This window comes from Streptomyces sp. NPDC001744, assembly GCF_042892575.1.
Classification (GTDB): domain Bacteria; phylum Actinomycetota; class Actinomycetes; order Streptomycetales; family Streptomycetaceae; genus Streptomyces.
In genome coordinates this window covers 112,596-119,266 of sequence record NZ_JBIAUG010000024.1, presented here as the reverse complement: position 1 = coordinate 119,266, position 6,671 = coordinate 112,596, and the positions used below count along the sequence as shown (strand labels likewise).

Here is a 6,671-nt window from a genome sequence, read left to right as displayed (position 1 = left end):
GCGCGGGGCCGTGGGCGCCGCCCCGGTTGGGGGGGCCCCCCCCCGCCCCCCGGGCCACAAAAAAAAAAACCCCCCCCCGCGGGCGGGGGCGGGTGGGGGGGGGGGGGGGGGCCCCCCCCGCGCCCCCCCCCACCCCTCCGTCGTGCCCGTCACAGCCGTGCCAGCGTGCCCTCCAGAAGGCGGACCACCGACGTGTCGGCCACGTCCGCCACCTCCTCGTAGGCGTACCAGCGCAGATCGAGGGACTCCTCGCTGATCCGCTCCACCGCGCCGGCCGGGGCGAGGGCCGCGTACTGCACGTCCAGGTGCCAGTGGCAGGGCGGCGGGATCGGGTGCCGGTCGAGCCGTACCGGACCGCCCGGCAGCAGGGTCAGTCCCGCGACCCCGGACTCCTCCGTCGCCTCCCGCAGCGCGGCCGCCTCGACCGTCGGGTCGTCCGGCTCGCAGTGGCCGCCCATCTGGAGCCACAGGCCCAGCTTCTTGTGGAGGGTCAGCAGCACCCGCTCCCGCGCGGGATCGACCACCAGCGCGCTGGAGGTCAGGTGCCCGGCCCCGCACGCCTTGTACATGCCGTCCGGATGCGCGTCCAGATGGTCCAGGTAGACCTGGCGCAGCCGCTCCTGGTCCGCGTCTCCCCGGCCCCCGTACCCCTTCAGTACGAGGACCGCGTCGTCGTGCAGGCTCACCGGTCGCCGTCGCCCTTGCCGGAGCCGTCCTTGCCGGATTCGCCCTCGTCCGTCCCGCCGGGGCCGCCGTCACGCTTCTCACCGGAACCGGAACCGCCCGCCGCCGCCTCGCCCAGCATCTTGTCCAGCTCGGAGAAGTCCAGGTGCTCGCGGTGCACGAAGCCGTCCGGGTCGTCCAGGTCGGTCGCCGTCGGCAGCATGTCCGGGTGCTCCCACAGCCCGTCCCGGCCGTCCACCCCGCGCGCGTCGGTGAGCGAGGCCCACAGGCGCGCCGCGTCCCGCAGCCGCCGGGGCCGCAGCTCCAGACCGATCAGCGTCGCGAAGGTCTGCTCGGCGGGACCGCCCGAGGCCCGGCGCCGGCGCAGCGTCTCACGCAGCGCGTCCGCCGAGGTCAGACGGGACTTGGCGGCCTCGTGGACCACCGCGTCCACCCAGCCCTCGACCAGCGCGAGCGCCGTCTCCAGACGGGCCAGGGCCGCCTTCTGCTCCGGAGTGTCCTCCGGCTGGAACATGCCCTGCTGGAGCGCCTCCTGAAGCTGCTCGGGGTGCGTCGGGTCGAGCTGGCCCACCGCCTCCTCCAGCTTCGAGGTGTCGACCTTGATCCCGCGCGCGTACCCCTCGACCGCGCCGAACAGATGGGCGCGCAGCCACGGCACGTGCGCGAAGAGACGCTGGTGCGCCGCCTCGCGCAGGGCCAGGTACAGCCGCACCTCGTCCAGGGGCACGCCCAGGTCCTTGCCGAACGCCTCGATGTTCAGCGGCAGCAGCGCGGCGCGTCCGGCCGGACCCAGCGGCAGGCCGACGTCGGTCGAGCCGACCACCTCGCCGGCGAGCGCGCCCACGGCCTGCCCGATCTGCTGGCCGAACATGGCGCCGCCCATGGAGCGCATCATGCCGATCAGCGGACCCGCCATGGCCTGCATCTCCTCCGGCAGGACGTCGCCCATCGCCGCGCCGACCCGCTCCGCGACCGGGTCCACGAGCTGCTGCCACGCGGGCAGCGTCGCCTCGACCCACTCCGCGCGGCTCCACGCCACGGCGGTGCCCGCGCCGGAGGGCAGCGAGGTGACCTGGTCCAGCCAGAGGTCGGCCAGGCGCAGGGCCTCCTGGACCGCGGACCGCTCGGCCGGGCCCACGCTGGCGTCCTTGGTGCCGTCGGCGGTGCCCTGGGCCACCACCTGGCGCGCGATCTGCTTGGCCATGTCCCAGTTCACGGGACCGCCCTCGTAGCTCAGCATCTGTCCGAGCTGCTGGAAGGCCGCGCCCAGGTCGTTGGGGTTCAGCGAGCCGAACATCGCCGCGAACGGATTGTCCGCACCGCCCGCGCCTCCCGGCCCGCCCATGCCGGGCAGCGCCCCGAAGCCGAAGGGGTCGGCACCGAACGGGTTGCCGCCCTGGCCACCGGACCCCTGGCCACCTCCGGCGGGGTCCTTCTTCTTGCCCTCGTCGCCGTCCTCCGGCTCCTCCGGCGGAAGGCCGAATCCGAATGGGGTGTCACTCACAGGTTTCCTCGGCTCGTAGGGCCGCCGGCCTCCTGCCGACGGCGACTGCCCGACCAGGGCCCGACAGGCGGGCCCCGCACACCACCAGCGTAGACATCCGGGCCGGAAACGGGCTCGGTGCTCCGCCGGGGCGTGCCCTGCGGCAGGATGGACGCCACCTGGTCCGTACGCCGTGCGGCGTACGTACTGAAGACAACCGCTGGAGACGCCCGGTGAGTTCCCCAGATCCACAGGTTCGCGGAGCGCGAAACCACTCGTCCCGGTCCGCCGCGCGCGGTCCCGTCGTCGCGGTCACCGGCGCGGCCTCCGGCGTCGGCGACCTGCTGACCAGACGCCTCGCCGCCTCCGAGGAGGTCGGGCGGGTCGTCGCCGTCGACGAGCGCCGGGGCGAGGTCCCCGAGGCGCGGTGGCACATCCTCGACGTGCGCGATCCGGCCATCGCGGAGAAGCTGCGCGGCGCCGACGTCGTCGTGCACCTCGCCGTCGACCTCGACCTGGAGACCGATCCCGCCGCCCGGACGGCCTACAACGTGCGCGGCACGCAGACCGTCCTGACCGCCGCCGCGGCGGCCGGGGTCCACCGGGTGGTGCTCTGCACCTCCGCCATGGTCTACGGCGCCCTGCCCGACAACGACATCCCGCTCTCCGAGGACGCCGAGCTGAAGGCCACGGCGGAGGCCACCGGCGTCGGCGACCTGCTGGAGATCGAGCGCCTCGGCCGCCGGGCGCCCCGCGCGCACCCCGGACTCCACGTCACCGTCGTCCGCCCGGCCGTCCTCGTCGGCGGTACGGACACGGCGCTCACCCGCTACTTCGAGTCGCCCCGGCTGCTCGTCGTCGCCGGTTCCCGGCCCACCTGGCAGTTCTGCCACGTCGAGGACCTGGTGAGCGCCCTGGAGTACGCGGCCCTGGAGAAGGTCGAGGGCGAGTTCGCGGTCGGCTGCGAGGGCTGGCTGGAGCAGGAGGAGGTCGAGGCGCTCTCCGGAATCCGGCGCATGGAGCTGCCCTCCGCCGTCGCCCTCGGCACGGCGGCCCGTCTCCACCGGATCGGCCTCACCCCGTCCCCGGCGGGCGACCTCGCCTACACCATGCACCCCTGGGTGGTGAGCGTCGGACGGCTGCACGACGCGGGCTGGCGGCCGAAGTGGACGAACGAGGAGGTCCTCGCCGCGCTCCTGGAGGAGGTCGAGGGCCGCCACACGGTCGCCGGCCGCCGCCTGGGCCGCAAGGACGCGACGGCGGCCGGCGCGGCCGGCGCGACGGTGGCGCTGCTCGGCACGGCGGCGCTCGTACGGCAGATGCGGAAGCGGCGCGGGATCTGACCCGCGCGGGTCCCGCACCGGCCGGGGCCCTGCGGACTGGAGGACCCTCCAAGGACGGTCCCGTCCATCGGTCGGAACCGTCCTTCCGGGTTGTCGGCGGCGTACGGCACGATGGGGTCATGGCACTGAGGTCTGACCATCCCGGCGAACGGGCCGCGGACGATCCCATCAAGCTCCTCGCGATCCGGGAGACCCCGCTCTCCGTCGACGAGGTCCTCCGGGCCGTCGGGGACGACGCCTCCGGCGGCACGACGCTCTTCGTCGGCACCGTGCGCAACCACGACGGCGGCGCGGACGTCGACGCGCTGGGCTACTCCTGCCACCCCACGGCCGGGGCGGAGCTGCGCCGCGTCGCCGAGAAGGTCGTCGCGAACCACCCGGTCCGCGCCCTGGCCGCCGTCCACCGGGTGGGTGACCTGCGCGTGGGTGACGTCGCGGTGGTCGTGGCCGTCTCCTGCCCCCACCGCGCGGAGGCGTTCGACGCCTGCCGCCGGCTGATCGACGACCTCAAGCACGAAGTACCCATTTGGAAGCACCAGACCTTCTCGGACGGAACCGAGGAATGGGTGGGTGCCTGCTAGGGAGGACGGGAGGCAAGGCGGCGCGCCGACGAGCCGTAGCCGACCGCCCGATTTGCGTAACCGCCCCCCGGACGCGAGCGTTGACGACACGGATGAAACAGTCTGCTGATCAACTCACTGGGGATGGGAGGTCGGAATGGCAGCGCTGGCCTGGTTGCTGATTCCGCTTTTCGCAGTCGTCGGCGCGGCGATATGGGGAAGCTGGGCTTCGAGGAACAAGACCATGGGCGACGTGGCCGAACTCGCCGGCTACGCCCGCTTCAGGGACGCGATGGAACGCGCCCACGCTCCCCACGACTCCGCCTCCCCCGGCCCGGCCCTCCACGATCCCGTCCCCCACGATTCCGCTTCTCACGGTTCCGTCCCCCACGAGCGCGAACCGGCCGCGGCGGCCACCGCCGTCACCACGTCGTCGTCCGGCTGACGCGGTCCCCGCCCGAGGCGGGCCACGCCCGTACGGCGTCCGGGCCCCCGGCCCCCGTGGGAAACCGGTTCCGCAAGGCCCTTCCGCGACTCTCGCGACCCCGGCCCCGCGAGGCCCGGACCCCGTAGGGCCCCCGGGCCTCGTACGGCCCCGCCCCACGGGTGCGCTCACGGGCGAGTCCCGTACTGTCGTTCCATGCCACGCCGCACCGCGACGATGCTCGCCTCCACCCTGGTCCTGATCTGCCTGCTCATCGCGGGCGTCCTGATCCCGGTGCCGTACGCGGAGATGAGCCCGGGGCCCACGGTCAACACCCTCGGCGAGGCCAGGGGGAAGCCGGTCCTGCGGATTTCCGGCCGCACGACCTACCCGACCGACGGGCACCTGAACATGACGACGGTCCGCGTCACCGGCGCGAACTACCGGATGAACGCCTTCGAGGCCGTCTACGGGTGGCTCGCCCACGACAACGTGGTGGTGCCGCACGACACGCTCTACCCGGACGGGAAGACCGAGGAGCAGTCCAGCCAGGAGAACGCCGAGGAGTTCAGCCAGTCCCAGGAGAGCGCCAAGACGGCCGCCCTCAAGGAGCTGGGCATCCCCGTGGTCTCCCGGGTCGTCGTCGGCTCGGTGGTCAAGGGCGCCCCGGCCGAGGGCAGGCTGCACGCGGGGGACGTCATCAAGGCCGTCGACGGCGTGCCGATCGCCGAGCAGAGCGACGTCGCCGAGCAGGTGACGAAGCGGAAGCCCGGCCAGAAGGTCGAGTTCACGATCGTCCCCGCCAAGGAGGCGGCCGACGCCGAGAAGGCGCACAAGGAACCGACCGTCACCCGGAAGGTGGTCGTCACGACCACCGCCTCCGAGGAGGGCGGCCGGGCCGTCGTCGGCATCCGGGCCGGGACCGACCACGTCTTCCCGTTCACGATCGACGTCAACCTGGCGGACATCGGCGGTCCCAGCGCCGGGCTGATGTTCGCGCTCGGCATCATCGACAAGCTCACCCCGGAGAGCCTCACCGGCGGCCGGTTCGTCGCCGGCACCGGCACCATCGACGACAAGGGCGAGGTCGGCCCGATCGGCGGCATCGGGATGAAGCTGGTCGGCGCGCGCGAGGCGGGCGCCGAGTACTTCCTCACCCCGGCCGACAACTGCGCGGCGGCCGCCGCCGACACGCCCGAGGGCCTCACCCTCGTCAGGGTGGACACCATCGCCGACGCCACGAAGTCGCTGCGGAAGCTCCGCGAGGGCGACACGGCGTCCCTGCCGAGCTGCGCGAAGAAGGGCTGACCGGCGGAAGGGCCGCCCCGCGCGTCCGACGGAGACCGGCCCCGCGGGCGCGGGGTTGGAACCCGTCCGCGGGGCCGGAACCCGTACGCGGACACGGAGGACGTACGCGGAGGACGCCCGCGGACACGGGGGGAGGGGGCACCCGGCCGGGCGCCCCCTCCCCGTCCGCCGGGGCCTCAGTCCTCGAAGGTCGCCGCCAGGGCCTCGGCGAGCCCCGGCACCAGGTCCGGGCCGGTCAGCACCTCGGTCGCCGTGTCCTTCTCGCGCAGCCGGATCGCCGCCTCGCGCGCCCCGCTCCGCAGCACCGCCACGGTCATCCGGACCTCCTGGCGGTCCGGGTGCGCGGCGACCCACTTGGCGAGCTGCTTCTCGTTCAGGCCCTGCGGCACCTGGGCCTCCGCCGACGGCGGCAGCATGAGCCGCTCCACCGTCATGGCGCAGCCGACCACGGCGCCGGGCCAGGCGATCGTGCCGAGGAAGTCGTCGAGCGGCTTCCCGCGCGGCACCTTGTCCTGCTCGATCGGGGTGTAGGAGGTGGTGTCGTCGCCCAGGCCGAGCTGGGAGGCGAGCTTGGGCTCCTGGGCGCGCAGCCGGGCGGTGTCGACCAGGGCGAACAGGCGGGCGGGCTGGTCCCAGCCGAGGCCCGACGCGTACGCGTCGATCTCGAGCACCGCGCGGGTGAGGGGGCTCGCGGCCATCGCCGGGCCGGAGGGGGAAACGTTGGACATGACCAATATCCTGCCTCCTCTGCCCCCGAAGACGGGAACTAGGTAAAGCCTCAGTAAGTTGCACCAGTGGGCCCTAGGATCGCGGGGCCTGTTTTCCGGCGCGTCAGCAGCACGCGTCGACACCGAGACGCATCAACATCG

Annotated in this window: 7 protein-coding genes; 4 read left to right on the top strand and 3 right to left on the bottom strand. The window is 73.8% G+C overall.

Annotation, left to right across the window (positions count from 1 at the left end):
* Positions 1-149: 149 nt before the first annotated feature.
* Together ACFYZY_RS25515 and ACFYZY_RS25510 are read right to left on the bottom strand one after the other, a co-directional pair.
* Positions 150-686, bottom strand: coding sequence for an NUDIX hydrolase (locus tag ACFYZY_RS25515; RefSeq protein WP_388698304.1), 537 nt, complete (start codon positions 684-686; stop codon positions 150-152).
* Positions 683-2,188: a zinc-dependent metalloprotease gene (locus ACFYZY_RS25510; RefSeq protein WP_388698301.1), complete on the bottom strand. Its 1,506-nt coding sequence runs from the start codon at positions 2,186-2,188 to the stop codon at positions 683-685. Before ACFYZY_RS25510 ends, ACFYZY_RS25515 begins: the two co-directional genes overlap by 4 nt.
* Before the next feature lie 212 nt (positions 2,189-2,400).
* Here ACFYZY_RS25510 and ACFYZY_RS25505 point away from each other — a divergent pair, with 212 nt between their 5' ends.
* The 4 genes from ACFYZY_RS25505 (at position 2,401) to ACFYZY_RS25490 (ending at position 5,802) form a co-directional block, all read left to right on the top strand.
* The gene (locus tag ACFYZY_RS25505) at positions 2,401-3,510 is read left to right on the top strand and encodes an SDR family oxidoreductase (RefSeq protein ID WP_388698299.1); all 1,110 of its coding nucleotides are present in this window, start codon (positions 2,401-2,403) and stop codon (positions 3,508-3,510) included.
* A gap of 119 nt (positions 3,511-3,629) precedes the next feature.
* Entirely contained in the window at positions 3,630-4,091 is a 462-nt protein-coding gene (locus tag ACFYZY_RS25500) for a molybdenum cofactor biosynthesis protein MoaE (protein WP_388698296.1), read from the top strand.
* Between the two features lie 136 nt (positions 4,092-4,227).
* Positions 4,228-4,515, top strand: coding sequence for a hypothetical protein (locus ACFYZY_RS25495; protein WP_388698325.1), 288 nt, complete (start codon positions 4,228-4,230; stop codon positions 4,513-4,515).
* A gap of 195 nt (positions 4,516-4,710) precedes the next feature.
* On the top strand, positions 4,711-5,802 hold the full coding sequence (locus ACFYZY_RS25490; protein WP_388698294.1) for a PDZ domain-containing protein: 1,092 nt from the start codon (positions 4,711-4,713) through the stop codon (positions 5,800-5,802).
* A gap of 176 nt (positions 5,803-5,978) precedes the next feature.
* Here ACFYZY_RS25490 and ACFYZY_RS25485 read toward each other — a convergent pair whose 3' ends face one another.
* Positions 5,979-6,530 (bottom strand): PPA1309 family protein, encoded by a 552-nt coding sequence (locus ACFYZY_RS25485; RefSeq protein ID WP_388698292.1) that lies wholly within the window; start codon positions 6,528-6,530, stop codon positions 5,979-5,981.
* Positions 6,531-6,671: the final 141 nt, after the last annotated feature.